The organism is Clostridium sp. 1001270J_160509_D11 (assembly GCF_015667935.1).
Classification (GTDB): Bacteria; Bacillota; Clostridia; order Peptostreptococcales; family Peptostreptococcaceae; genus Intestinibacter.
In genome coordinates, this window is record NZ_JADPET010000025.1 from 1 (window position 1) to 24,337 (window position 24,337).

16 protein-coding genes and 2 CRISPR repeat arrays are annotated in these 24,337 nt (G+C 28.1%); of the genes, 6 read left to right on the forward strand and 10 right to left on the reverse strand.

The genetic code is table 11. The features are described 5' to 3' along the window. The first annotated feature begins 576 nt into the window (after positions 1-576). Positions 577-1,614, forward strand: coding sequence for a PTS sugar transporter subunit IIC (locus tag I4U58_RS04175; RefSeq protein WP_195929802.1), 1,038 nt, complete (start codon positions 577-579; stop codon positions 1,612-1,614). Positions 1,615-1,805: 191 nt separating this feature from the next. Here the strand turns inward: I4U58_RS04175 and I4U58_RS04180 are convergent, their stop codons facing one another. Next, positions 1,806-2,297, reverse strand: coding sequence for a GNAT family N-acetyltransferase (locus tag I4U58_RS04180; RefSeq protein ID WP_195929789.1), 492 nt, complete (start codon positions 2,295-2,297; stop codon positions 1,806-1,808). Between the two features lie 220 nt (positions 2,298-2,517). On the opposite strand from I4U58_RS04180, the gene I4U58_RS04185 reads away from it, so the two are divergent. Continuing rightward, positions 2,518-3,159 carry a redox-sensing transcriptional repressor Rex gene (locus I4U58_RS04185; RefSeq protein WP_195929790.1) on the forward strand — a complete coding sequence of 214 codons (642 nt, stop codon included), beginning with the start codon at positions 2,518-2,520 and terminating at the stop codon, positions 3,157-3,159. Positions 3,160-3,704: 545 nt separating this feature from the next. Then, positions 3,705-3,938, forward strand: a complete 234-nt coding sequence (locus I4U58_RS04190; RefSeq protein ID WP_195929791.1) for a hypothetical protein — start codon at positions 3,705-3,707, stop codon at positions 3,936-3,938. Between the two features lie 120 nt (positions 3,939-4,058). Here I4U58_RS04190 and I4U58_RS14225 read toward each other — a convergent pair whose 3' ends face one another. Beyond that, positions 4,059-4,181: a hypothetical protein gene (locus I4U58_RS14225; protein WP_279325549.1), complete on the reverse strand. Its 123-nt coding sequence runs from the start codon at positions 4,179-4,181 to the stop codon at positions 4,059-4,061. A gap of 401 nt (positions 4,182-4,582) precedes the next feature. On the opposite strand from I4U58_RS14225, the gene I4U58_RS04195 reads away from it, so the two are divergent. The 3 genes from I4U58_RS04195 to I4U58_RS04205 all read left to right on the forward strand — a co-directional run bounded on the left by I4U58_RS04195 (position 4,583) and on the right by I4U58_RS04205 (position 9,910). Next, the gene (locus tag I4U58_RS04195) at positions 4,583-6,076 is read left to right on the forward strand and encodes a hypothetical protein (RefSeq protein ID WP_195929792.1); all 1,494 of its coding nucleotides are present in this window, start codon (positions 4,583-4,585) and stop codon (positions 6,074-6,076) included. Between the two features lie 38 nt (positions 6,077-6,114). Then, positions 6,115-7,602 carry an SdrD B-like domain-containing protein gene (locus I4U58_RS04200; protein WP_195929793.1) on the forward strand — a complete coding sequence of 496 codons (1,488 nt, stop codon included), beginning with the start codon at positions 6,115-6,117 and terminating at the stop codon, positions 7,600-7,602. A gap of 217 nt (positions 7,603-7,819) precedes the next feature. After that, the gene (locus I4U58_RS04205) at positions 7,820-9,910 is read left to right on the forward strand and encodes a hypothetical protein (protein WP_195929794.1); all 2,091 of its coding nucleotides are present in this window, start codon (positions 7,820-7,822) and stop codon (positions 9,908-9,910) included. A 38-nt stretch (positions 9,911-9,948) separates the two neighbouring features. Here I4U58_RS04205 and cas4 read toward each other — a convergent pair whose 3' ends face one another. From cas4 to I4U58_RS04245, 8 genes are all read right to left on the reverse strand, one after another. Beyond that, complete coding sequence (cas4, locus tag I4U58_RS04210; protein WP_195929795.1) at positions 9,949-10,560, reverse strand: CRISPR-associated protein Cas4; 612 nt, start codon at positions 10,558-10,560, stop codon at positions 9,949-9,951. Continuing rightward, positions 10,535-10,834: a CRISPR-associated endonuclease Cas2 gene (cas2, locus tag I4U58_RS04215; protein ID WP_243269557.1), complete on the reverse strand. Its 300-nt coding sequence runs from the start codon at positions 10,832-10,834 to the stop codon at positions 10,535-10,537. Before cas2 ends, cas4 begins: the two co-directional genes overlap by 26 nt. Continuing rightward, positions 10,827-11,813, reverse strand: coding sequence for a CRISPR-associated endonuclease Cas1 (cas1, locus tag I4U58_RS04220; RefSeq protein WP_195929796.1), 987 nt, complete (start codon positions 11,811-11,813; stop codon positions 10,827-10,829). The genes cas2 and cas1 overlap by 8 nt, the downstream gene beginning before the upstream one ends. Before the next feature lie 105 nt (positions 11,814-11,918). Beyond that, positions 11,919-14,469: a CRISPR direct-repeat array (repeat unit 37 nt; unit sequence GTTTTAATCCTTGTTTTATTGGAACTTACTCTATTAC). Positions 14,470-14,661: 192 nt separating this feature from the next. Continuing rightward, positions 14,662-15,321 (reverse strand): CRISPR-associated endonuclease Cas6, encoded by a 660-nt coding sequence (locus tag I4U58_RS04225; protein ID WP_195929797.1) that lies wholly within the window; start codon positions 15,319-15,321, stop codon positions 14,662-14,664. 13 nt (positions 15,322-15,334) lie between these two features. Next, complete coding sequence (gene cas3 / locus I4U58_RS04230; RefSeq protein ID WP_195929798.1) at positions 15,335-17,611, reverse strand: CRISPR-associated helicase Cas3'; 2,277 nt, start codon at positions 17,609-17,611, stop codon at positions 15,335-15,337. Next, on the reverse strand, positions 17,595-18,269 hold the full coding sequence (gene cas5b / locus I4U58_RS04235; RefSeq protein ID WP_195929799.1) for a type I-B CRISPR-associated protein Cas5b: 675 nt from the start codon (positions 18,267-18,269) through the stop codon (positions 17,595-17,597). The genes cas3 and cas5b overlap by 17 nt, the downstream gene beginning before the upstream one ends. A 17-nt stretch (positions 18,270-18,286) precedes the next feature. After that, the gene (gene cas7b, locus I4U58_RS04240) at positions 18,287-19,165 is read right to left on the reverse strand and encodes a type I-B CRISPR-associated protein Cas7/Csh2 (protein WP_195929800.1); all 879 of its coding nucleotides are present in this window, start codon (positions 19,163-19,165) and stop codon (positions 18,287-18,289) included. Between the two features lie 21 nt (positions 19,166-19,186). Then, positions 19,187-20,920: a TIGR02556 family CRISPR-associated protein gene (locus I4U58_RS04245; protein ID WP_195929801.1), complete on the reverse strand. Its 1,734-nt coding sequence runs from the start codon at positions 20,918-20,920 to the stop codon at positions 19,187-19,189. A 145-nt stretch (positions 20,921-21,065) separates the two neighbouring features. Then, a CRISPR array of direct repeats spans positions 21,066-24,087; the repeat unit is 37 nt; unit sequence GTTTTAATCCTTGTTTTTATGGAAGTTATTCTTTTAC. Positions 24,088-24,337 lie beyond the last annotated feature (250 nt).

Sequence of the window (24,337 nt, forward strand, 5' to 3'; positions counted from 1 at the left end):
TAATTTATAAAATGGTTTACATACTAAAACTCACTTAATTTATATACTGAATCATACTTAAATGCACTAGATTGATAAAAAATTAACCTTTAAATAACAAATAAATAATAGATATTTAAAATACAATTTGATATTTTGTTAAAACATTTTCCCGACATGGTTTTACATTTAGCAGCATTTATAGAATATTTTGGGTTGTGTTGAATCATCTTTTTATATATTTTGTCTATATTTTTAAACGTATCGAATGATAAAGCCGAAATTTATTTCATTTTTTTCTTAATCATCGTGCGGTTACGAACAATACTCAATCCATTGATATTACTTAGATTTTAAATAATTTGAAAATATTACCAGGAAAAAGTTATCATTTCATGTCGAAAAAAGTATTTACAAAATTATTTTTTTAACATATAATCATAATTGTCCTCGGGAAATCCCCTAACAACTGGAAGGAAACCACTTTCAAGAAAAGGATTCTTGATTTAAGGAAAAATTTATTTCAGATTTAAGGAAAACAGTTCCGAGGAAAACAAAAAGGATATTATAGAAAAATTTTGGAGGTATCATATTATGATGAATATTTTAATGGGTACTGCGTTATTACTAGTAGTACTTGCTTTATTTACATTATTTAGTTATAAGGCGCCACAAGGTATGAAGGCTATGGGTGGTCTTGCAAACGCTGCATGTGCGTCGTTCTTAGTGGAAGCGTTCCACTTATCATTCTTTGGAGATGTTTTAGGTATAGAATTTTTACAAAATGTTGGTAATGCGAACGGTTCGTTAGGTGGGGTTGCTGCTGCAACTTTAGTTCCATTAGCTCTTGGAGTTTCTCCAGTTTATGCTGTGTTAGTAGGTTTAACTTGCTTAAACTTCAAAATATTACCAGGTTTCATAGCTGGTTACATAGCATCATTTGTTATTAAATTCTTAGAAGAAAAAGTTCCAGCTGGTCTTGACTTAATAGTTATAATATTAGTTGCTGCTCCTTTAACTTACTTCATAGGAGATGTTACTAGCCCAGTTGTAAATGGTGTTTTAAATACTGTAGGAACAGTTTTAATAGAGGCTTCAACTGCTTCTCCAATAATAATGGGTATAATCCTTGGTGGATTAATAACAGTAGTTGCTACTGCTCCACTTAGTTCAATGGCTTTAACTGCTATGATAGGACTTACTGGTGCTCCAATGGCAATAGGTGCCTTATCAGTATTCGGTTCTTCATTCATGAACTTCGTGTTCTTTAGCAAAATGAAATTCGGTTCTAAAAAAGACAACATAGCTGTTGCAATAGAACCATTAACTCAAGCTGACTTAATATCAGCAAATCCAATACCTGTATATGTTACTAACTTCATAGGTGGGGCTATGTCAGGTGTAATAATAGCTTCTATGGGACTTGTAAACAACTCACCAGGAACTGCTACTCCAATAGCTGGTCTTGCTGTAATGTTCGCTTATAACCCAGCAATAAAAGTATTAATAGCTGCTGCTGGTTGTGCTTTAGTAAGTATATTAGGTGGATTTATAGGATATGCAATATTCAAAAATTACAAAATAGTAACTGCTGACGTAGTTCGTGGAAACGATAAAGAAGAAGTTGCTGCTTAATATAAAAATAAAGGTTGTCGCAATAATTGTGACAACCTCTTTTTATTTATTCTCTTTTTATTTATAAATGATATAGAAAAACTCATAACACAAATTCCTTTAAGTTTAATTTTGATTTTATGTTTATAACTTTACATATATATAACTTTTTCTTATGACTTTCACTTTTACTTTTCTTTTTTGCTTTAATTTTATGATAAAGTCTTTTTCAAAATGATTATTCCAAATACAGTATCAAATTTTTTCACGATATCTTGGATTATACCGCAAGATTTAAAGCCGTATTTATAATAAAACTTTGTACTTATTTTATTTTTTGTAGAAAGAAGTGCGATTAAATTCTTAATTCCCATTTCCTTTGCATCATCTTCTAGTCTTTTTAAGCAGTGATATCCTATTCCCTTTCCTTTTGCATCATATGAAAGATAACAAATCACTTCTGCTGTTTCTTTAAGTGTCTTGTAGTTTTTGTAAGAACATAAGTAACAAAAGCCCACTACTTTATCATCTAATTTGACTGCATATGCTGGATAGTCTTTTATATCGTCTAAGATCTTTTCATAAAAATTGCTAGGCAGTTTATTTCCTGGAAAGGCTGCAAATGTATGCTCAATATAGTAGTTGTAAATCTCCATTACAGGATATTTATGTTCCATAGATAATTTTTCAAAACTCAAATTCATACATATTCCCCCTTTAATATTACATTCTTCTTTTGAAATTGCTAATTATCCTTGTAGTATAATATATTTGCCCATACATATAAAATATTCCTTATAAATCAATATTTAATCCATTATGCTTTTAATACTTCAATTTATATATTGTTATTGTTTTTTTTAACAATGTTGATATACAATATAAGTAAGATTTATTATTTTTTATTATAGTGAGGTAATATGAATGAGAAAAGACAAAACTTTATCAAGTGCCACGATTAGAAGGTTAACCAAGTATTATAGATATATTGACGAATTAGATTTAAAAAATATCCAGGTGATTTCATCATATACTTTAGGCAAAATGATGAATATTAGCCCTTCTCTAATTAGACAGGATTTTAACACAATTGGGGAGTTTGGACGCCAGGGGCATGGATACCAAGTTCAAACTTTAAAAAAAGAAATTGGCGATTTTTTGGGAATTAATAAACTACATAATATGGTAGTTGTAGGTGCGGGAAATCTAGGTCAAACCCTAGCGAATTATGACGGATTTTCACAAGTCGGATTTCCTATAAAAGCATTGTTTGATATAAATCCAAAACTTATCGGAATGAAAATAAACGAAATCGAGATAATCGACTTAGATAATTTGAAAGATTTTATTAAAAACAACAATATAAATATCGGGATATTATGTGTTAGAAAACACTGCGTCCAAGAGATGACAGATATTTTAGTCGACGCCGGGATAAAAGGTATTTGGAACTTCTCCGCTCCTGATATAAATGTACCTGATGATGTGAAAGTCGAAAATGTAAACTTCTCTAATAGCTTGTTTACTTTGTCTTATCTTATGAACGATAAATATTACTCTAAGTAAAGGATCTCTGTTGTAGAGGTTCTTTTTTATTGTAATTTATTTTTATATTATTTAATGTTTCTAAGTTTTAATGGACTCTTTTGTTATTAATGGAGTTTTTTAATTTTATAAGCTTGGCGTTTTGAGCAACGGAATCTTTGATTCGTTGGCGAAATGAACGCAGTGAATTTTATTTTAAAACTTTAGTTTTTAAATAAAACTTAAATAATAAATATAAAAAGATGTAAAACCAATTCAAATTGTCTTTGATTTTATATAGTTGTTATCCTTATTCTTTCCTACTCGGTATAATATTATTTTTTATTTACTATTTTAATTTTATATCTATTTAATCTCTTGCTTACTTATTATTTAGTTATTTAATTACTCACTTACTGCCTTTTATACTGTTTATAAAGTGTCAAGATTTTCAGGAAAAATATAGTTTTTTTAGTGAAAACCAAATATATTTTTTATATAATATTACTAAATACTGGAGATAAAATAAAAATAATAAACGATAATAGTAAAAATAAATAATAATAATAATACGGAGGAGGTCTATTATGACAAAGGAAGAATTAAAAACAATTACAGAAAGTGCGTTTAACAATTTATTAACTCAAAGATACTCTTCGGAAGAGTTGATAAAACAAATAACTCTTCTCAGCGAAGAAAACCAAGAAGAGTTAAACCCAAACCAATTTGCTATGTTTTTATTTTACCAAAACATTGAATTTACTAAAGATTATTTAGATAAGGTATTAGAAGAAGTGCTTTTAAAAGATACCGTAAAATAGTTTATTTTCACAAAAAATAATCTGGCATCTACCTATAATGCTAGATTATTTTTTGGAGTTTTTAATAATATTTTTAAAATTCACTTTAATATAGCCGTTTAAATATGTTCATTTTTCACCTCAGCTATTTAAATATTTTTCGTATATTTTCTTCTCTGCTATTTTAATAGCCTCAATTGGATCATAACCCATCTTTACATATTTCTTAGCTATTTCTATCAATTCATCTATTCTGTCCAACATAATTATCGCCCCTTTGAATTAAAAAACCTATCAAAACTATTATTTGTAATTATTTAATGATAAAATTCGATTATTTATTTATTAGATAAACGTATTTAAATAGCCTTCTTTTTTTTATATTTAAATTATTACATTTCTCGACACCTTATATTGTATATTGAAAATATAAATTAATATATAAGTTAATCATATATCTTTACGCTATATTCCAACATTTTACCCGCTATTTCGGTAACATTTTATATATTTTTAAATATTATATAATAACACTTTATTTTTATTTTGAAGTAGATTTTTAATCTACAGTATATTTCAACTTACAGTATATTTAATTTATATTTAATTTTAATTTGCAAAATATTTTTGAAGTGAAAAACTTAAGTACAAGGATGGTGATTTTAATGGCTGTTGTAACTGGTGCATTAATTTTTGATGCAGATAGAAGTGGTGAAATCGACTTTAGAACTGACGGCGCTATAACTAATACACCTTTAGTTTTACAAAGTACTGATGGTAGTTTTAATACAGTCGCGACTTTAACTGATGGTGTCGGCGACTTTGAGTTTTTTAATGTACCTGCCGGAAATTACAAAATAAGTGTTGTTGATGGATATACAGGACCTATTACACCTAGCCCAGCAGACTTTGCTACGGCTGCAAAACCCGAAAAAGAAATCACACAAGGCAAGGTCCCCAGTTATAAAAATGTGCTGCCAGCAGACAGGCGTACAAAAGGAATAAACGCATTAAACGCAGTATTACCTACAACTTTATATATTACAGTAACTGAGGATGCTCCCCTAGATGATGTCTACTTTTATATAGGCCCTGCTTTATATAAAAATTATATATTAGATAAATGTAGTTCTTTATCACCTAATAATCTAATATCAGCTGGAGATAATGGGACATTTGGCGACGTCGAAATAGGTAGCGAGCCAAATAGCGGTCCCGCAACTAATCCATATAGTAATTCATCTCTTATGTCTGATTTTACATGGATTAAACAATCAAACGAAATCCCAATAGGAGATTACACTATTGGAAATACGACAAAACCATATAATGAAAGTGAACTCTACGATTGGTGGAGATTATCCGACCACACGACAAGTATAGAAACAGGTAGAATGCAGATTGTAGGCGGCAATAGTTCAAACAAGAAAGCTTTATCGACTACTGTAAATAACCTCGAAAAAAACACAACTTATTTATTTACAGCTTGGGTTGCAAGTTTAAATAAAAATCAATCTCCATCAGATTCCAAAGTAGGCGTGACAGTAGATGGTCTAGATACACATACTCCACTATATAGCAACTTAAACCACATGATAAGTACAGATCCTAAACTACCAATTTGGCAGGAGATAGGCGTTAAATTCAACACAGGCGAAAATACTTCAGTTTCGCTAAATATGTTAAGTGTAGCACCTATGTATTTTTTCGCTATTGATGATATTAAACTGAGAAAAGTTACAAACTTATGTAGAACTACTTCAGGTAGTGTATGTGATAATTTCTGCGTTACAAATTGCGTAAATAAACATTTAACTTGTGTGGGCGATATTTTGACATTTAATATTTGTATATACAATACAAGTGAATTTAGTATGGGAAGTAATGACTATCCGATTATTTTTTCAAATGTTTTATCTGATTGTGCTTGCTTTATTCCTAACACACTTTTACTAAACAATATACCTTTAAGTTGTATAAATTTATGTAATATTAATCTAGGTATTTTTAAACCATATGAATTAAAAACAGTCGTCTTTAGTGCATTTATACAGTCTAATTTTCAAAGGCTACTGACGAGTTGTGCTAAGATAATTTATATAGATTCAGACTCAAATATTTGTTGTACTAATAACACGATAGCTATTATGATTTTATAACGAGTAAAAATCAAATTTATTTAAAAGGAGATGAGTTTATGGCAAGTATAACAGGATTGCTCATTTTCAATGTCAACAGAAGTGGATTAATCGACTTTGCAAATGATTCAGGAGTAGCAAATATACCGATAGTTTTACAAAGTACTGACGGCGACCTTAGGACAATTGCTACTTTTACTGATGATAGCGGTGAATATAAATTTTCTAATGTACCTCCTGGAAATTATAGAGTCGTTGTAGCAGATGGTTATTCAAAAACTATTTTACCTATCCCTACTGATTTTGATGCTAATGCAAGAGCCTCATCACAAATTCAAGTAGCAAAAGTACCTAGCTATACATCTATAGCTCCAGAAAATCGAGTAGACGGTATGAATGCCTTAAATACGGTGACCTCGACTACTGTAAATCTAACTGTAACTTCTACTGTAGATGTATATGAGGCGGATTTTTTAATAGGGCCGGCTATATATCTAACCCAAACGCTAGAAAATTGTCTAATTGTATATCCCGACAATTTGATTAAGGTTGCTAGTAATGGGACATTTGGTGAAGTTTCACAAGGAAGTAGCCCTGACAGTGGACCTAGTAATAATCCATATCCAAATGACAATATTACTTCTTGTTTTAAGTTTACTAAGCAGACAAACGAGCTTTTTAGAGGATATTATACGATTGGAAATACAATCTCTCCATATAGTGATGATTATAACTGGTGGAGGTTATCTGATCATTCAACAAGCACAGAAACAGGACTGATGCAAATTGTAGGTGGAGATGGGTCAAACAATGCATCATTTTCAACTATTATAAATAATCTCAATGAAAATACGACTTATTTATTTTCATTTTGGATAGCAAATATAGATAAAAGTCCAAACCAGATAAATTCAAAAGTAAGTGTATGTATAAAGGGGTTAAACGACTGTTGCACCTTATATAGTGATTATGAACAAATATCTACTAATTCACATTTACCAATATGGCAACAAGTCAGCATAAAATTTAATACATGTTGTAATTCTTGTATTTCAATATGTATTTGTAGCCCAGTTTCTATGTATTATGCAGTAGACGATATAAGTTTAAATAGACTTTCAATAGCGTCATGTTCTTGTATGGCTAAATGCGCTTTATCTATTGCAAGCTGTGCAGATAGGTACACAACTTGTATAGGAGATATTATAAGATTTTCAGTAGCTATATCCAATAATACAAATACTATAATAGGTAATTCTTCTCGTGTTTTTTTATACAATAATTTATCTAAATCGGCTTCCTTTATTTTAGGAAGTCTGATTATAAATAATGTACAACTCTCTTATTACTTTGATATATATTGTATAGATTTGGGAGTGTTTAGCCCTTGTGAAGTCAAAACCATTTGTTTTGATGCTGTTGTAAATAATTGCTTTATAAATCCAATTTATAATATATCTCAGATAGTTTATAGGTATAATACACAAGTTTCAGATAATTATACTTATTGCTCAGATAGAAGTGATGTCGCTATCTATATATGTTAATCTTAAACCTTAGTGATGTAGTGTCTATATAAAATCAGCATTAAAGTTTATTATATAAAAAGGCTGTAGAAGTATAATCTACAGTCTTGTAGTATGTGTTATAAAAAAATTACGCAAGTTTGTAAACTCCCCTCTCTTCATTCTCCTCAGTTTGTGATACAATATAAAAGGCTCATCCAAATTTGGACGAGTTTAATATATTGAGGAGGAAACATTAATGAGTTTTTTTAAAGATTTATTTTCATCTTTATCTTCTAACAAGACTTCTGAAAAACCCTCTCAAAACACAGAACTTTTAACTAACAGCGCAAAGAGAGTTATTCCTTCTATTGCAGATTATTCTTACAGAAATACAGGCTTAAACACCATGACTTTCGAGGATTTAAAAGATGTACTTAAAAATGATGTGTTTGAGAAAAAGCTAAATCGTGCATGTGGCGACAATATCGTATATACTGATATGCTAAAAAAAGACATAGTTTATTATTACAACCTTATGGATGATTTAAACGACCATATTTGCTCGATTTTAACACATAGAAGATTGCTTAGTGTAGATGAGTGGATGGATATATTCTCTGATATGCAGAGAAAAAACCTTATACACAATATTTATGAGGCTAAAAATAGCGACATATTAGACGATTATAAGTACATATATGGAGATGATTTAATACGTAGATTAGAAAGCGACTACACTTGGATGTATATAAATTCGAGTTTACTACTTGGTTGTGTAAGTGCGATTTATGAAAAACCACACTTTGGACATGATTTATTCGACAGCTCGTCAGAAGTTGTTGTAGACGAAATCAACAAATGTTGTGAAAACTGGACTGCACATTTCTTCTCGCTAAAATCATCTACTTCAAACTCAAACAAAAGAAATGTTCAAAATGCGAAATCTTATAATTCTTACGATTCCTCTTATAAAGCAGAAGAGAAACCTTGTGAACCAGTACGTGAAATTATAAAAGAAGTTACAGAAGAAATAAGCACATCAAACGCTTTTGAGGAGATTTTTGAAGAAGTTTATAAAGAAAGAATAGTAGAGACAGAAGTTTCAAAAGACGATTTCAAAGAAGATACTTATAAAGATATCTACAAAGAAAATACATACGATATCTATGAAACAGAAACTGCTAACACTAATTTAGAAGATGATTTTGAAGAAGTTTATGAAACACAATCTTGTGAAATAGATTTTGAAAATAAAGTTGATTCATTAGATACAACTGAGAAATATTTATGTGAAGAAGTTTATGAAGAAAAAGCTGTTGAGGCTGTTCAAGTAGCAGAGGTGAAAGTTGCCGAAGTTGTGAAATTAGCAGAAGTGAAAGTGTTTGAGACGAGTACACAAACTGTAGAAGATACATTTGAAGATACGTTTAACGAGACTTACTCACAAACTTACGCAAGCGAGACTTATATAAACAAAGAGGCACCTTCTATACTTCAAAAATGTGAAGAAGACGAAATAGTTGAAAATAGCTTTGCATTTTTAGAAGATGACGACGAACTTGTTGTAGCTGATTCAGTCATTAAAAAATACGAAGACTTCGACCCAATTGAAGAAGATTTTGAAATAGCTGAAACTGGAGAATATGCTGAGTCTGAAGGACATGTAGACACTGTCAATACTGTTGATGTGTCTGTCGATGAGCCTTCTGAAATAGAAACTTCAGAATCTAGTTATTATGAAGAAGATAAAGCTGATTTAGAAAATAATACAGAACACTTGTTGAGTGAAGATGCGAAAAACACAATTTGGCATATTGTCCAACAATCGTTTAAATATACTGATTTCAGTGCATCTACTTATCAAGATTTCCAAGATTTTATGAATAAAAACGTATTTGATAAAAAACTAAATCGACTTAATTGTGATATTAGGAGGTATTCAGACGATCTTAAAAAGAATATCTTATACTACTACAATCTAATTGAAGATTTAAAATATCATCTTCACTGTCTTATAACGAATAAACAACTTATAAAAGCGGATAAATGGATGGAAGAGTTCGGTAAATTGCAAATTGCAAACAGAGTACACGAAATAGCAGGCACACCAAACGCCGATATTTTAGATACTTATGACAAAATAGCAGTCCAAAATCTAGTTTCTAGCTTAGAGAGAGACTACACTTGGATGTATCTAAGCTCGAACTTATGGCTTGGATGTATATATGCAATATACGAATATCCAGAATTTGCACCAGCTCTATTTGCAGAACCTGCAGGCTGTATAGTTGATGAGGTTATGTATGAATGTGATGATGTTATGATAAATTGGAGATCTGGGAGATAATTTTAGGGGACTGGGAGCAGTCCTCTTTATTTTTTGGATTATTTTATACATATATTTTTATAACAACAATCTATACATCTTGACTTTGATGTTGTTGCTTTCGGAAAAAATCCCTCCATTACTTTAAAATACTCCTTTATACTTTTTTTAAGTTTAGAGATGTCCTTTTCTTTCACATCAAATTCTTTTACTAGATTTGAGCTTCTTGTATATACCAAAAAACATTTTTTAACCTTACAATCATACATTTCTTCTATCATCAAAGCATACATTAACATTTGCTCCTTATATGTTTTATATAAGACTTCATCAAATTTAGCAAATTTATAATCTAATGGTGCCATTGTATTATCATTTAATGTCAATACTTCATCTACTATGCCTTTAATTTTATACTTTTGAGAATATAAATCTACGTTTATTTTTTTGTCTATTGCACCTAATTTTTTTCGTAAGTATGTTTTATTCTCATTCTCTTTTTTCAGATGTATTTCTTTTCCCTTTTGAACCTTAAATCTTTTCTCTTCAAATTGTGGTATGTTTAAACATTTCATATAATAAATAAACCTTTTACAATAATTAAATTCAATCAATTCTGATGGCGTAATATAGTAATCAAATTCATCAAAAAAACTTTGAGATGATTTCATCTGTAACCAACTCCTTATCGAAAACTTGTCCAATTAATCCAGCTTGATTTAGTCCTTTTTTAGTCATAGGAAATATATAAACAGAATCTTTATCCAAATCAATTATATCTTCCATTTTCAGTTTAAGTTCATCAAAATCATTTTCTTCTATCTCTCCTAAAAATACACTTTTTTGAACTCTATATAACCCAACATTTTTACATACCTTAATTGCATTTCGTCTTACTTTATTACTTGAAATATCGTAAACTACCCACACCAACAAATCAATCATCTCCCTTTAAAATTCTATTGGCTATATTATGGCAATCATATTGTATTATATTTTGTAATTCTATTTTTCTTCCTTTATACTGTATTTTCTTTTCTATTTCTTCATTATATTTAGATATTAATACTTCTTTACCAGATTTATTTAGATATAAACCTCCTTCAACCTTATCAAAATACTCTTGTTTTATCTTTTTAGTTGAGAAAAGTTTAAATACAATTTTATCAATATAAATTCTATACATCTCAATTAAATCGAATACAAACGCTTGTCTATTATAATTATCTATATGCATTATCCCTATATATGGATCTAGACCGGCTAAGATGCATGCCCTCTCAACATTAGAGTACATTATTCCATATCCGTAATTTAACATGCAGTTAAATTCATCCTTTGCAGGATTTTTGCTCCTTCCATTAAATTTATATTTTTCAGGCATTAAATCAGACAATCTTGAAAAATATACTCTACTGGCAGTACCTTCATACCCTTGTAAAGTACCTCTAATACTATTTATTGATGTAGTATCCGATATTAGTTTAACTTTTTCGATTAAATTTTTTATTTTTTCAACATCTTCTTTAATATCAATCTTTCGGCTATCTCTTCTATTTGTTGATAATTCAGTTAAAAAATCTGCTTGGTTCTTCATTTTCTGAATCAAAAACTCTTTTACTAAGATAGTTCCCATTTTATTTGAATCTAGATTTAACTGTCTTTTTCTAATCGTGCTTATACTCCCCACTTTAGAGTGCCATACCCTACCAAATGGTTTTCCATACTTTTTTAAAAATACTATATCTATATTATTTTCAACAGCAAGTTCAATAGCATCAGTAGATAATGCTGTAGATGTAGTTATTATGATTTGATCGACTTTTTTAGCTGCTATTTCTTGCTTTTGACCTTCCTTTTTTAAACAAAAACATTCACCTACTTTAGTCAGGTATACCCCTTCTGAATTAACAACCAACTTCATAACCTCACCACCTTTTTTAATTTACTTAATTATGATTTCTGCTAATAGGTTTTAAATTCCTTTTAAATTTGACAATTTATTTTTTTTGAGTGTTGTATGAGTAATTATAATTTCCTTGTTTTATTGGAACTTACTCTATTACAAGTATACGTAAATTCAAAACTGACGAGATAACATTAAGTTTTAATCCTTGTTTTATTGGAACTTACTCTATTACAAATATAATATAATGTTTACATTACATGATTTTCAAGGTTTTAATCCTTGTTTTATTGGAACTTACTCTATTACTACGAAAACACAAGAAAAGCAGATAATGAGAATATAGTTTTAATCCTTGTTTTATTGGAACTTACTCTATTACACAAATAAATATGTGTCGTGCTACTATTGTATCAAGAGTTTTAATCCTTGTTTTATTGGAACTTACTCTATTACTTATGAAAAATATAAAAAATCAATTATTAGAAATGAAGTTTTAATCCTTGTTTTATTGGAACTTACTCTATTACAAGTTCATATGTTATCAATAGGAGCATTTAATGCTTTATGTTTTAATCCTTGTTTTATTGGAACTTACTCTATTACTTAAGGTCCTTATATTTCTTTTTATTTTCTTACATAGTTTTAATCCTTGTTTTATTGGAACTTACTCTATTACATAATTGTTAGCATCTCCTGTTTTACTATATAATTCGTTTTAATCCTTGTTTTATTGGAACTTACTCTATTACAAAAAGCAAGTGCTGTTTAGGAGGAAAACATGATATGTTTTAATCCTTGTTTTATTGGAACTTACTCTATTACTCCTAGAACTTAGGTTTCCCTAAGAGTTGGACTATCTGGTTTTAATCCTTGTTTTATTGGAACTTACTCTATTACACTCAATAGAAAACTGTTGGCAAGGAGTTTTTCCATGTTTTAATCCTTGTTTTATTGGAACTTACTCTATTACCTATACTAGACTCATCTTCCCCATCACTTGCTATCATTGTTTTAATCCTTGTTTTATTGGAACTTACTCTATTACTAAGAGGTATATGGATGGTTGCACAAGCATTATATGCGTTTTAATCCTTGTTTTATTGGAACTTACTCTATTACTAATTGAGGCAACAATTTGTGAAAATGGAGTAAGAATGTTTTAATCCTTGTTTTATTGGAACTTACTCTATTACTTAGATACATTCTTTTTCAATTTACATTTTCCTGTTTGTTTTAATCCTTGTTTTATTGGAACTTACTCTATTACAATTTCTTAAAAGAAGCTGGAGTATATAAACTTATATTGTTTTAATCCTTGTTTTATTGGAACTTACTCTATTACACGTTTGAATTTCTTATTTTATCTCCATATATCCCTTGTTTTAATCCTTGTTTTATTGGAACTTACTCTATTACTGATTTAGAAATAACAAAAACTGAATTAGCTATGTGTTTTAATCCTTGTTTTATTGGAACTTACTCTATTACTATTTTGAAAAAATAGGAGGAAGATAATGTTTACGTGTTTTAATCCTTGTTTTATTGGAACTTACTCTATTACCTCATAATTACAAGAGTATTTGTACCTATTTTAGTGTTTTAATCCTTGTTTTATTGGAACTTACTCTATTACACTACAAGGAGGCAGTGTATGAGGAACTGCCAAAGGCGTTTTAATCCTTGTTTTATTGGAACTTACTCTATTACAGAATAGGAGCTTTAAAACAATATGAGGTGGTTATAACGTTTTAATCCTTGTTTTATTGGAACTTACTCTATTACTAGGTGATGTATATAGTTGCTTATCAAATAAAAAATGTTTTAATCCTTGTTTTATTGGAACTTACTCTATTACGATTATAAAACAATTACACAAAGGTCAAACTTAAAAGGTTTTAATCCTTGTTTTATTGGAACTTACTCTATTACCATCATAGGATAACAGAACTATCAGAAGGAGGAAAAGTTTTAATCCTTGTTTTATTGGAACTTACTCTATTACAACAATACATAAATTTTTTATTTTTATTACAATGAAGTTTTAATCCTTGTTTTATTGGAACTTACTCTATTACTTCCTTTAAATTGTGTAAATTTATTGCCAAATACCCAGTTTTAATCCTTGTTTTATTGGAACTTACTCTATTACTTAGCACTTGGATATTATAGTGATATAATGCGTTATGGTTTTAATCCTTGTTTTATTGGAACTTACTCTATTACTATAACAAGTTGTATCAGTTTGAGCACCTGGTTCTTCGTGTTTTAATCCTTGTTTTATTGGAACTTACTCTATTACTTAGGCTCTCTAGCAAGTGCGATAGGAAACTTAATAGAACGTTTTAATCCTTGTTTTATTGGAACTTACTCTATTACAAAAACGGTATAGACATATATTCCTCCAAGGGGACTTGTTTTAATCCTTGTTTTATTGGAACTTACTCTATTACTCAATAGCAAAAATTTCATATATGAAAAAAAATTTTAGTTTTAATCCTTGTTTTATTGGAACTTACTCTATTACAAATCAATCGATGAATATATAGATGGAGATAAAAAACGTTTTAATCCTTGTTTTATTGGAACTTACTCTATTACTAGATAATTTATGTAGCACCATAGATAAATTAGCAAGTTTTAATCCTTGTTTTATTGGAACTTACTCTATTACTCGTACACATTAAACCCATTGAAATCACTGTATTTCAAGACATTCAAAAAAATATATATTTTTTTAAACACTGATATTTTCAACAAAAACACCCTTATTTTCATCTATCAACATACTCCTCTAATCCAGTAATTTCAATATTTCTATAGATCAAACTCCTATTTTTCAAATAATTTGTTAGGAACAATTTAATCAAACTATGCTTTTTATTGTACCAAATCCTCTAGAAATACTCTTTCCAAGGGCAAAGTTATCTGGTATTTGAAAATTAGTATAAAATTCTCCCACAAATCCTTTCATATCATTTCCTTTAAATTTTACATCTCTTTGCTTTAGGTTTAACTTTACTTTTATAATTTCGTCAACTGTATATCCCATCCCTTTTGAAAAAGATAATATATTTCCTATAAGGATTTTTTGTAATATCTTGTCTTTTTCTATTATATCTGCTTGATTATATTTTTTTATATTATTTTGATTTAATGCCAACCAAGGAGTCATAAATTTATATTTTATAATTTTATCTGTTATACCTAATTTTACTTTTTTACACGCTATTTCCCTTTGATTAGATATTATTTCTTCTTCACCAATTTTCAAAACATCTTCTAAAAATATCTCGTTTTGTTGAATTATTTTTGCTCCTTCATCAATACCTAATAATACTGGATTTTTGTCTAATACTTTGTATTGTATATTAGGATATTTATATATAAATTTATCTGAATGATGATTGTGCATCTCTTCTATTTCACTATATTTATTTGCAAAATACCCCCTTATAAGCGGCGCTGTAGATGGACTCACTTCAATATCTTTATATATAACTTGACATACCTGGACTTCTTTCATAATCTTCTCCTTCCTACCATATTACCTGACTTTGCCTAAGGATACCCTCATCTTCAGAATAATTTGTTTTATCTATGTATTTTATTTTATATCTTTGTATTTCTTGATTATTAATTTTAGGCATATCTACAATTGGTATAGATACTGTGTATTGTCTCAAAATCCTAAATTTATTTTTAAGTTCAATATTATCAAAATCAGTTCCATTTGATAATTCATTTATTATAGAATCACTAATCTCATCAGCATTTATAATGATATCTTCTTTTCTAAATTCATCATTTTCTATAAGCTCAAACTTATTCCTAAATTTTTTAAGCTCTAATTTATCAATAAGTTTTAATAATTCATCAGACTTATCATTAGATAGTCTCTTTTTGACTTTAGAGAAATATTCTAAATTACAATCATAAATATCTTTCTCTTCTATGATTTGTTTATCTTCTAATATCTCTTCTGTTGTATTTAATAAGTATCTAGGATATATATAATTACATAATCTAGATCCATTTTCACCTACTATTTTATAAAGTTTTACAATACCTCTTACTCCTATGCCATTTCTATTTGCTCTTCCTGCTGTTTGGTTTATTGAGTCTAATGGTGCAAAATCTCTATATACTATATCCATGTCAATATCAACACCTGCTTCTATAAGTTGAGTTGACACAACAATATATTTTTTATTACTATTTTTTATTTTATTTATTTTTTCTAGTCTTAACTTTGGATAAATCTCTGTAGATAGATAAATTACTTCTCTTTTCGTATTTTCTTTTATATATTTATATACTTCTTTAGATGACCTCACTGTATTTAAAACGATTAAGAAACTTTTATCATTATTTTCACAAATATCATCTAGTACTATATCTTTAAACTCATCTAGTGTTATCTCATTTTGTGAGTAATTTTCAATAACTATTCTGTTTAATGCTCTAAAATATCTTTCTTTATCTTCTATGAGGTCTATAGTGTTTAATATTATAGGCATAGTGGCTGTTACTAATATAATGTAGCAGTTGTATTCTTTTGATAGTATTTGTATAAATTCTGATATTATCTTATAGTATTTTTCATCAATAGCCTGAACTTCATCCAGTATTATAACTGAATTTGCTAGTCTATGAAATCTATTTACTATAGAGTTTTTTCCTGTTTTAAATATAGTATTTAAAAGTTGAACAAAAGTCGTCGATATTATTTTACTTTGCCAGTTTTCAAAACAAAAACGAGCATCATAACCTTCAAACCCATAATATTCTATAGGTGTTACACTGTGAAACTTTATCAAGTCATCAGATGTAATTTTATCTTTTGTGTTGCTACTTACTATATCTTTTAATACCTCATAATTTTGATCTATTACTGATGTAAATGGAAGTGAATATATAATTTGAGGCTTTATATTTTCATCTTGTTGTACAATCTTATTTGAGATATAAAATGCAGCAGAATAAGCTAAGATAGTCTTTCCTGTTCCTGTTGGCACATTAATCGAAAATAGCTTATCTTTATTTAAATCTATTTTATTTAGCTTATTTAACATATCATCATATATATTATTTCTTAAGTTAAATACATCTGATTTATTAAGTTTTTCATTGTTTGTGGTTAAATCTTTTATTAAATTTGCTTTGTAATTTTGTATATATTCAAGCGGATATGGAATATCTGGCATATATGCACATCCTCTTATAAGTTGACTTTTATCTCCTGTCAACAACAGCGAATAGACATACATACATAAAAGCAAATCACTTATATTGTATTTTTTCTTTCTGAATTCTTTTTTTATACTTTTTAAATTAGACTCTTGGCTTATCCAATCTAAAAAATCTTCTATTTTTTTATCGTTTAAGTATGGTTCGTATATTTGGCTTAATTCAGCTAATGTGTTTTCTCTTATATCCTTTATTTGTTTTTTAAACTTCCATATTACATCATCTTTTGAACATTCTTCATTTGCATTGTCTATATCTCCATGATGCTTTTTCACAATTAAAAATCCAAGATGCTTCCATTTTTTAGGAAGCATCCAATATGTAAATAAAGCTGACAACAGACCATGATCTTTTTCCCTTCCATCATAGTTGCCTTCTAAATATTTTTGGAAGTATGTTGTTCCTTTGCCAAAGTCATGGCACATACAAACTATTTCTATAAAATAATCTATATCGTGGTTTATTTTATGTGATTTATGAGTTTTTATAGCTATATCTGCTACTCCTACTAAGTGAGTGTATAGAGTTTGGTGTGGGTGAGATTTTAGCTTACAAGAATATGACATTGTACTCACCTACTTTATAACTATTATCAGTATTTACGCTTATTTTATTTTCTCCTGTAGCAAATATCACTTTTTTATATTTTGTATATTCTCTATTTTTATCATTATCTATAGGAATATTATCTGTAGTAAGAAGAATATCACTATCATCAAAATCTATTGTATTTGAATCTAAATCTACTGTACTAATAATTCCATATTGTCCTTTAGGTAGTTTTTCACAATTATAAACACCTTCATACTCAAGTTTTGCTATATGTTCTGATGCACCTAGATATGGAGTAAATACAACTTCGCCTTTAACTAATGAGCTTTGTAGTTTATTTATAAGGTTTTCGTCTGCTTTTATAAATATTCTGTATTTTACATCTCTTAAAAATTCTACATTTGATGGAAACCTAAATATTTTGTCACTAGATTTCATATTTATCAAATTAAAAGACTGCATATCCTTTTTAATTTCGTTTATAACTTGGACAGCTACTTTTATATCTTTTGTTTTTTCATAAAGTTCTTCTCTATTAATTCCAAGAACTGCCCCTATCAATCCCCTCACTGCTACTGGATGAATTAATAGATATGTAAGAGCTGATGTAGTTGTGTATGATTTTCTAAATCTGGCATAATCACCTCTCACTTTAAAAACTAAACATTTCATATCTACCAACTCCATCGCTATATAGTTTTAAATTCAAATCGTTCATCTATATTTAATAAATTTACGCTTGGATGAGAATAAATAACTATTTTTTCTATGTCATCCTTTTTATAATCGTAATATTTTGATAATTTATTTAAATCTATTTGTACCTCATCTATACTTCTAAGCTCTTCATCTTGCACATCTTTTAATATATCTATATAGTCTAATTCTCCATCTAATTTATTATTGTTATAAACTACTTCTATTAATAATCTCGGCATTTGATTTTTAGATGTACTTCTGTAGTGCTTCATCCCATCTATAAGAGCTTCTATAAATAAATCTATATCTTTATCATCTACATCTATGTTTTGTTTTTTAGCTACTAAATTATTATAAATTGCATAAGTTTTAAATAGTGCATATGGTGATATATATTTTCCCCAGATAGATGCCTGTGACTTTCCTTCTGAACTTGCATAAGCTGCATTTCCCTGCATAAACTTAATTTGTGCTTCATGGACAGATTTACTCCATGCAACTTGTAGTGGTCCAAAAATATCTCTCTTTGGTTTTGTTACTACTGCTCCAAATAGTTTAACATCTATATAATTATCAGTTAGATATTTTTCAAGATCATCATCTTTTATTTTTGCTTGTTTTTGAATTGTCTCAACTCTTTTTTGACAAGTTTGGATTTTTCCTTTTTCTTCAACAGTCTGAACTAATACATTTTGTCCTTTATTTATCCATTCCTCTCTTACAAATCTCTTTACCCTTACATCAGATGCTTCTAGTTGACCTGTTACTTCATCTTGTCTCGGTCTATTTTCGTTTAACATATCTCCATTTGGATTTGCCATTGTTGAATCCCATACTAATAAAAATTCACGTGATTTTGTATTTGACATTATATCATTTCTCCTTTATTTTTATTTTTCTTTAGCTTCTTTTTTAGTTTTTGCTTCTTCAATTCTTTTTAAATCATCTTCAAACATTATATCTAGTCCCCAGAAGAATATATACTTAGCTTCATCATTATTAAGCTTTTCATTTGGATTAGTTGCCATATAATCTCTTGCTTCATTCATATCTTTTCTTATTCTATCGTAGTATGCACTATATTTTTGAAGTTTTTCTCTACATGTATCAGCAAACAAGGTAAACGTTTTACTATCAAATTTTCTTGAATAGAAAAAGTTCTTTTCTAAGTGAGAATTTGCATAACTATCATTTTTATTATCTATTTCATCAGATTTAAAGTAAGTTTTAGATGCATTTATAGTATCACGATATATTTGTCCCATTACAAACCATGCCTTTTTCATATCATTATCGAAAAACGTTTTGTTCTTTTCAAAAAATTCATCCCTATTATTGTATTTCATCAATTCACCCTCCTCATTTAACATTTGCCATGGATTATCTAAACAACCACAGTCACACATAAAATTGTAGATTTCGTGTATATCTTTCAGTATGTACTTTCTATTAGTAGATTTTTTATTTGTCAAACTTTCAAAGTATTTTGTTTTGTACTCTGACATAACTCTATTAAAAAATAGACTCCTGCTATATTTACTCCCACTAAATATAATATCTAATAGTCTCATTCTATCTTTAGTTTTGGAATCATTTTTATTGGTGCTATAACATAAATAATCCATAATTTTACCCAAATTAAAACGTAAATCTATTTTTCTATATTTATCTATGTTTTTTGCTAGTTGACTCATTCTAGATGGCATAATATCTCTTATCGCATAAGTAATTTTCCACTCAGAACTACTTTTAGGATCAGAGAAGAAAATTATATCAGTCATACAATTTGTCTTTGATATTTCTTCTAGTACATCTTCTTCAGCACTTTTTATTTGTGATAATACTTTACTCATGTGGTTTTCATTATCTATATCACTTTCATAAATATCTTTTATTTCCTCATTAAATTCGTGAGGTAAAAACATAACCTCAGAACCCATCCAGTTTATCTTTAATACGTCATTTATATAATTTTTTCCGTTTAAAATATCTAACAAACAGTCTTCACATATGGAAAAATTATATTTATCTGTATTTGTATAGATTTCTTTATCATTTGTAAAACATTTGTATATAGCTGTATCATAAGTCTTTTTCTTTAAGCCGCATAAATGGCAGCTACTTTGTTTTAGAGATTTGTTTAATTTTGCATTTGATATTAGATATGTCTCTTTTACTTTACTTTCGTATTTTTGAGCGAATAATTCTCTAGGTTTTTTATTATTCTTTGTTATCATTATAAAATAGGATTGATTTATATTTTTTTCTACCTCTTCTTTTATAATTTTACACACTTCAGGTAAATAACACTTGTCCAACTCCATAAAGTCCAATGAACTAGCCACTTTTTTATCTATCATCTTTTTGGAATCTTTTTCTTTGTAGCCTTCAATCTTTATACCAGCACCTAGATGTCCATTTCCTGCCTGATAAAAAAGAGCATCTTTGTAAACATCTTTATAAAAGCTTACTAATTCTTTAGTAATCTTTTGATTTTTTTCATTTACATCTACAATAATTACATTGTCCATTTCTTTAGTGTCTTTAGTCCATAATTCAATTAAATCTTTTTTACCATTAATACTTGTTATTACATGTCCTATATTTTTGATTTGTTCGATCAAATAACCACCTCCTTGTATAACTTTTTTAACGATTACATCTATTAATAATATTTCTAACTATAATAGTAGTATGTTTTTGTATCTAATGCAATCATAATTTAAACCTTGTTTTATTGGAGTTTTTATTTACGATTACATCCATTAAGTTTTAATCCTTGTTTTTATGGAAGTTATTCTTTTACTATAATAAGGTAGGTATTTTTGAACCACTATTAATTTGTTTTAATCCTTGTTTTTATGGAAGTTATTCTTTTACTCTTTTCTTCATCTTCAATTTCATTAATTTCTGAATTGTTTTAATCCTTGTTTTTATGGAAGTTATTCTTTTACTCCCATTTACTGTGTCACTCCTTGCAATAATGCTGTCGTTTTAATCCTTGTTTTTATGGAAGTTATTCTTTTACATAAATCAAACGGAAAATCCACTTTTTTGGATATGAGTTTTAATCCTTGTTTTTATGGAAGTTATTCTTTTACATGAAAGGAATAAAATACATGGAAAATTTGCAAGTAACAAGTTTAGAACAGTGTTTTAATCCTTGTTTTTATGGAAGTTATTCTTTTACATAAGATATATAGACCCATTAGGGAGAATATGCTTACCATTTTAATCCTTGTTTTTATGGAAGTTATTCTTTTACCTGAAATCCTCGCCTATCTTGTCAAAATCACCAGAGAAGTTTTAATCCTTGTTTTTATGGAAGTTATTCTTTTACCGGGTTGTGTTCAACAAAACATAACTGTATTCCATTAGTTTTAATCCTTGTTTTTATGGAAGTTATTCTTTTACGATATTATAACAATTCAAAATTGTAATTTTAACATAAATTCGTTTTAATCCTTGTTTTTATGGAAGTTATTCTTTTACGACTTGGCCGTGGAGATATGCAGGACCAAGGAAAAATTAGTTTTAATCCTTGTTTTTATGGAAGTTATTCTTTTACAGAAAGAAATACTAGATGATATAATAGAAATAGTTAAGTTTTAATCCTTGTTTTTATGGAAGTTATTCTTTTACACAGATATTCTTATATTAATACAAATAATTAATAAGTTTTAATCCTTGTTTTTATGGAAGTTATTCTTTTACAAATGTTTGACCCAATTATAAATTGGGGTATGAGTAGTTTTAATCCTTGTTTTTATGGAAGTTATTCTTTTACTATGGATATAGTAATATTTATGTGAAAAATAATTATAGTTTTAATCCTTGTTTTTATGGAAGTTATTCTTTTACGGTGGAGTATAAAGGTACACCATTTAAAGATGAAGGAAGTTTTAATCCTTGTTTTTATGGAAGTTATTCTTTTACATCTTCATTATATGTTACAGCTTTTTTTCCAAATTCAGTTTTAATCCTTGTTTTTATGGAAGTTATTCTTTTACTCCCTTATTTCTTTAAAGTATTTCCCTAGAAGTCTGGGTTTTAATCCTTGTTTTTATGGAAGTTATTCTTTTACAAAGATGAAGTTGTAAAATATACGAATAATCATTTAGAGTTTTAATCCTTGTTTTTATGGAAGTTATTCTTTTACTGTTTGCTTAAAGTCAACTTGTGTAAACAGTTGTTTAGTTTTAATCCTTGTTTTTATGGAAGTTATTCTTTTACCTGTTTCTGCCATTATCTTAACCTCCTTTGAACGTATCGTTTTAATCCTTGTTTTTATGGAAGTTATTCTTTTACATGTGCCTGGATTTCCTTCAAGTATACATACCCATCCGTTTTAATCCTTGTTTTTATGGAAGTTATTCTTTTACGGATTTATCAGAAGAAACTTTTTATTTCGAATATAAGTTTTAATCCTTGTTTTTATGGAAGTTATTCTTTTACAGTTAGGGGAAAAGATAGAACGTGTATTAACTGGAATGTTTTAATCCTTGTTTTTATGGAAGTTATTCTTTTACTCTAAAAAGGCAAGTAAAGAGCAAAAAGAATGGTTATTGTTTTAATCCTTGTTTTTATGGAAGTTATTCTTTTACTTTGCCTTTCAAGGTCGTCTTTTTGTTTATAAGAACGTTTTAATCCTTGTTTTTATGGAAGTTATTCTTTTACCAAACACAAGTGCAATATATGAGGACTTTAGATCTAGTGTTTTAATCCTTGTTTTTATGGAAGTTATTCTTTTACACTGATAATAGTAGCATGAATATAGTTTATAAAGCTATGTTTTAATCCTTGTTTTTATGGAAGTTATTCTTTTACAAGTTTAAGAAAAGTGATATTAGAGGACCAAAAGAAAAGTTTTAATCCTTGTTTTTATGGAAGTTATTCTTTTACTTCAATGAAAAATTAGATAAAATAATAGAGGAGTTGAGTTTTAATCCTTGTTTTTATGGAAGTTATTCTTTTACTAAGCTATAAAATCGGCATTACTATCTGCTAATGTTTGTTTTAATCCTTGTTTTTATGGAAGTTATTCTTTTACTCTTTTTAACGAGATTATGAGAAGTCTTTCCATTGAGTTTTAATCCTTGTTTTTATGGAAGTTATTCTTTTACCTTTTTCTTAAGTTAGGTACTCTTTCAGTATATTTATGTTTTAATCCTTGTTTTTATGGAAGTTATTCTTTTACTCAACTAGATTATTGTGTTTATCTACTCTATTACTGTTTTAATCCTTGTTTTTATGGAAGTTATTCTTTTACAGGGGATACAGAAGTAACAGTAGATCTAGAAGATTACGTTTTAATCCTTGTTTTTATGGAAGTTATTCTTTTACACATGGAATTATTTTGCTACAAATATTCCTTTATGGAGTTTTAATCCTTGTTTTTATGGAAGTTATTCTTTTACTGTGTGCAATGGTAGGTATTCCAGAAGAAATAGAAAAGTTTTAATCCTTGTTTTTATGGAAGTTATTCTTTTACAAAAATCCTACAAAAAATTTTTTGGAAACTTGAGAAAAAAGTTTTAATCCTTGTTTTTATGGAAGTTATTCTTTTACAAATCCATTAGAAAGTGAATTTACAAGGCTTAAAAAACGTTTTAATCCTTGTTTTTATGGAAGTTATTCTTTTACTATATAATTCCACCAAGTATAGAGAAATATCCAAGATGTTTTAATCCTTGTTTTTATGGAAGTTATTCTTTTACCAAGATAGACAAAAGACGATATTTAAAATACAAAATTGTTTTAATCCTTGTTTTTATGGAAGTTATTCTTTTACTCGTAGAAACTCAACACATTGAAACAACTACATCCTAGATCATTCATCAAAATATAACTTAATAAAAATCCACATATTTTTATCAAAAACATGACTTTTTTTATGTATCAACACACCCCTACATGCAAGTTATATCAACCATTTCAAGGGTTATTGCTCAATTTTATCAATAAATTTGTAAAAACACTAAGTTATAAAACATTAATATTTGTATGAATCACTCTATATTTATATAATAGCATATAAATAT

What these genes read in the sequence shown, in the direction of transcription:
- cas4 (WP_195929795.1), bottom strand. Translation starts at nt 10,560, where the DNA reads ATGAAATCATCTCAAAGTTTTTTTGATGAATTTGATTACTATATTACG.
- cas3 (WP_195929798.1), bottom strand. Translation starts at nt 17,611, where the DNA reads ATGTCATATTCTTGTAAGCTAAAATCTCACCCACACCAAACTCTATAC.
- I4U58_RS04195 (WP_195929792.1), top strand. Translation starts at nt 4,583, where the DNA reads ATGGCTGTTGTAACTGGTGCATTAATTTTTGATGCAGATAGAAGTGGT.
- cas1 (WP_195929796.1), bottom strand. Translation starts at nt 11,813, where the DNA reads ATGAAGTTGGTTGTTAATTCAGAAGGGGTATACCTGACTAAAGTAGGT.
- I4U58_RS14225 (WP_279325549.1), bottom strand. Translation starts at nt 4,181, where the DNA reads ATGTTGGACAGAATAGATGAATTGATAGAAATAGCTAAGAAATATGTA.
- cas2 (WP_243269557.1), bottom strand. Translation starts at nt 10,834, where the DNA reads ATGATTGATTTGTTGGTGTGGGTAGTTTACGATATTTCAAGTAATAAA.
- I4U58_RS04205 (WP_195929794.1), top strand. Translation starts at nt 7,820, where the DNA reads ATGAGTTTTTTTAAAGATTTATTTTCATCTTTATCTTCTAACAAGACT.
- cas5b (WP_195929799.1), bottom strand. Translation starts at nt 18,269, where the DNA reads ATGAAATGTTTAGTTTTTAAAGTGAGAGGTGATTATGCCAGATTTAGA.
- I4U58_RS04175 (WP_195929802.1), top strand. Translation starts at nt 577, where the DNA reads ATGAATATTTTAATGGGTACTGCGTTATTACTAGTAGTACTTGCTTTA.
- I4U58_RS04190 (WP_195929791.1), top strand. Translation starts at nt 3,705, where the DNA reads ATGACAAAGGAAGAATTAAAAACAATTACAGAAAGTGCGTTTAACAAT.
- I4U58_RS04225 (WP_195929797.1), bottom strand. Translation starts at nt 15,321, where the DNA reads ATGAAAGAAGTCCAGGTATGTCAAGTTATATATAAAGATATTGAAGTG.
- I4U58_RS04180 (WP_195929789.1), bottom strand. Translation starts at nt 2,297, where the DNA reads ATGAATTTGAGTTTTGAAAAATTATCTATGGAACATAAATATCCTGTA.
- I4U58_RS04185 (WP_195929790.1), top strand. Translation starts at nt 2,518, where the DNA reads ATGAGAAAAGACAAAACTTTATCAAGTGCCACGATTAGAAGGTTAACC.
- I4U58_RS04200 (WP_195929793.1), top strand. Translation starts at nt 6,115, where the DNA reads ATGGCAAGTATAACAGGATTGCTCATTTTCAATGTCAACAGAAGTGGA.
- cas7b (WP_195929800.1), bottom strand. Translation starts at nt 19,165, where the DNA reads ATGTCAAATACAAAATCACGTGAATTTTTATTAGTATGGGATTCAACA.